This is a genomic window from Algibacter sp. (assembly GCF_049667265.1).
Lineage (GTDB): Bacteria > Bacteroidota > Bacteroidia > Flavobacteriales > Flavobacteriaceae > Algibacter_B.
In genome coordinates this window covers 1-3,415 of sequence record NZ_JBATHX010000303.1, presented here as the reverse complement: position 1 = coordinate 3,415, position 3,415 = coordinate 1, and the positions used below count along the sequence as shown (strand labels likewise).

The window sequence follows — 3,415 nt, the reverse complement described above, 5'->3', positions numbered from 1 at the left end:
ATTGGATACCCAGATTATTTAGAATACGAAATGGGTAATGGTCGCGAAGTACTAACATGGTGGAACTACCATTTAATTCGCAAATCAGATAAAAAAGAATTACAAGTTCCACTACATGCTAGTAGTAGTTTTGATGCCGACGGAAAAATAACGTCACACATGATATATTTTAGCCAAGCGTTGTTAAATGCTAAATAACCAACTTATTTAAACCAGAAGGCAGTTCAATAACCTAGCTGCCTTTGGTTTTATTATTCAGATAATTAGTTTGAGGACTATCCAATAGAAAACATATTAAATATTTAATACAAAAAAATGAAAAATTATATTTCTTTATCAATCTTTTTAGTTGGCTTATGCTTGATGTCATGCACTAATTCAAAACTAGACAAAACCTTAGCAATGTATACTGATACTTGGGATAAAATTGTAAATGATGCGAATATAGACCTTATAAACAACACTACTTTTACTGAAGACATTACCCTTATTTCAAGTCCTGAAAATATTGTAGGTATAGAAAATTTCAAGGCTTATTACCAAAATTTCCTAACTGGATTTTCTGATATTGAATTTACAGTAACAGATTGTTTTGGTCAAGGCGACAAAATTGCAAAACATTGGAATTTTAAAGGCACACACACCGGTGATTTTTTCGGAATTCCTGCGACAGGTAAATCCGTAGATATTGATGGCGTTACACTCGTTAAAATGAAAGATGGTAAAGTTGCCCAAGAACAAGATTTTATGGATAACATGGTGTTTTTAGCTCAGTTGGGAATAGTATCAGACCCCAACAACATCTCAGTAGTTGACAATCTTTACAAAGCATTTTCTAAAGGTGATATCCCTTCCGTTCTCGGAGCCATGGATTCAAAAGTCGTATGGAATGAAGCGGAAAGCAACAACTTAGCTGATGGCAATCCATATATTGGACCAGATGCCATCTTAAAAGGCGTTTTTGAACGTGTTATAGGAAGACATGAGTATTTCAAATTAGCCGATATCGAACTTCACGAGATGAGCAATAACCAAGTTTTGGCAACTTTAAGATATGATGGTAAATTCAAAAAAAGCGGCAAAGTTTACAATGCACAAGCAGCTCACCTTTGGACACTTAAAGACGGGAAAATAGTCGGTTTTCAACAATATGTAGATACTAAAAAGCTCGCTAATTCTGAAAAGTAATAAACGCAATCAACCAAAAACCAACCAAAATGCAATTAAAACAAACATTATTAATTGCAGTAATATTAGGTATCATTTCTGTTACTGCATGGGAGTTATATTGGCGTTCTCAGGGCCATGAACCTAACATTGATGATAATAAAAACCTTTGGGCAAACCAGAGAGCAAAGCTCGAGGATATTAAAGAAAATACAGTTGTAATAATTGGTTCTTCACGAATATTATACGATATACAATTGGATATTTGGAAAGAAGAAACTAATACAGATCCTGTTATGCTTCCTACCCAAGGCGCATCACCAATTCCAGTTTTTAAAGATATTTTAGAAAACACAGACTTTAAAGGAACACTTATGGTTGGTGTGACGCCTCCACTACTTTTCGCCACTACTTATCCAGAAGCAGAGTTTATGAAAAGATCTCAAACGCTAGTAGATTATTATTATAATAGAACTTTCGCGCAACGTATTAATCATGCCTTATCAGTTCCTCTACAAAAGAATTTAGCATTTATTAGAGATGGTGATGAAGCTTGGGATTCAGATGTTGATTTAAAAACGCTTATTAAAAACTTAAATCCAGATGATCGATCTGGCCCAATCTATCCGCCATTCAACAATTTTGAGGACATTTCATTGGAACGGCATATGAAAATGACGAAACGTATGGAAATCGATACCGTTTATGCTAATACAGTAAAAAACGTATGGACTGCCATATTATCTGGAGACCATCCACCGCCTGACAAAGACGGTACTATTTCTGCCTTTGCTGAATTATCCAAAAAATTTATGGATAGAGGTGGCAACTTAATTTTAGTAAGATGCCCTTCGTCTGGCTTATTTAAAAAAGTTGAGAGCCTGGGATTTCCAAGAGAAGCGTTTTGGGATGTGCTTGTTGAAAAATCTGGCGCGAAAGGCTATAATTACCTAGATTACCCGCAATTTGAAAATTTATTTCTACCAGAATGGTCTCATTTAGCGGTAAAAGACGCTCAGTTTTTCACAAGTGAACTCATCAAGATTATGAAATCTGACGGTACTTTATCTAACTCTAAAACCAATTAATCATGTTATTTAATTCTTTAAGTTTCGTAGTGTTTTTGGTTATAGTTTTAGCACTTTATTATTCAAAACTATTTAATTGGACTGGTAAAAAAAGAATGCTTCTTTTAGCGAGTTATGTGTTTTATGGCTTGTGGAATCCGCCACTAGTCATTTTACTTTGGATTTCGACTATGGTTGATTGGACAGCAGGAAAAAAATTAGCTGTTGAAGAAAATCAGAAGAAAAGAAAAATGTGGTTATCGCTAAGTATGCTTGTAAATCTTGGCTTTTTAGGATTCTTTAAATATGGCGATTTTCTTCTGGAAAATTTTGTCACTATTTTGAATAGCTTAGGCATCGATTTTCAGGCACAACCTATGGATATTATATTACCTATGGGCATTTCATTCTACACATTTCAAACCATGTCCTATACAATTGATATGTATAAACGTAAAATAGAACCCGCAAGAACCTTTTTAGATTTTGCCTTGTATGTTACCTTTTTTCCGCAATTGGTTGCTGGACCAATTGTAAGAGCTAAAGATTTAATCTCTCAGTTTTATGATGAGAAGAAAGCAACTGCAAATCAATTTATTTGGGGGTTATTTTTATTAACCATAGGATTGTTTCAAAAAGTAGTTATGGCTGATACTTTACTTGCTGATACTTCAGATACCGTTTTTGGTGCTGGAAAAATACTAAATGGCGTTGATGCTTGGATAGGAACTATTGCCTTTTCTGGACAAATATTTTTTGATTTTGCTGGGTATTCAACTTGCGCTATTGGTATTGCATTAATGCTGGGAATTGTATTGCCAGACAACTTTAACTATCCTTATGCATCCCTTGGTTTTTCAGATTTATGGAAACGTTGGCATATATCCTTATCTTCATGGCTGAAAGATTACCTATATATTCCATTAGGAGGAAATCGTCATGGCATAACAAGATTATATGTTGCGCTTATGCTAACTATGTTGTTGGGTGGATTATGGCATGGAGCCGCATGGACGTTTATGGTTTGGGGCGGTTTACACGGTACATATTTAATTTTAGAACGCCTTCAAAGACGCTATTTACCATTCAAAATCACTAAATGGAATGGCATTTTTTTAGCTTTCACAACCTTTAGTTGTGTTAATATAACTTGGGTGTTTTTTAGAGCTAGAGAATTTGAT

3 protein-coding genes and 1 pseudogene are annotated in these 3,415 nt (G+C 34.5%); all 4 read left to right on the top strand.

All coding sequences use genetic code 11. The features are described 5' to 3' along the window. Positions 1-198: pseudogene (locus WBN21_RS10985) on the top strand (nuclear transport factor 2 family protein); the annotation flags it as partial. A gap of 117 nt (positions 199-315) precedes the next feature. Beyond that, entirely contained in the window at positions 316-1,188 is an 873-nt protein-coding gene (locus WBN21_RS10980) for an ester cyclase (protein ID WP_424200219.1), read from the top strand. Between the two features lie 29 nt (positions 1,189-1,217). Beyond that, complete coding sequence (locus WBN21_RS10975) at positions 1,218-2,255, top strand: hypothetical protein (RefSeq protein WP_424200217.1); 1,038 nt, start codon at positions 1,218-1,220, stop codon at positions 2,253-2,255. A gap of 2 nt (positions 2,256-2,257) precedes the next feature. Beyond that, a partial coding sequence (locus WBN21_RS10970; protein ID WP_424200215.1) for an MBOAT family O-acyltransferase occupies positions 2,258-3,415 on the top strand: 1,158 nt, incomplete at its 3' end.

What these genes read in the sequence shown, in the direction of transcription:
- WBN21_RS10980 (WP_424200219.1), top strand. Translation starts at nt 316, where the DNA reads ATGAAAAATTATATTTCTTTATCAATCTTTTTAGTTGGCTTATGCTTG.
- WBN21_RS10975 (WP_424200217.1), top strand. Translation starts at nt 1,218, where the DNA reads ATGCAATTAAAACAAACATTATTAATTGCAGTAATATTAGGTATCATT.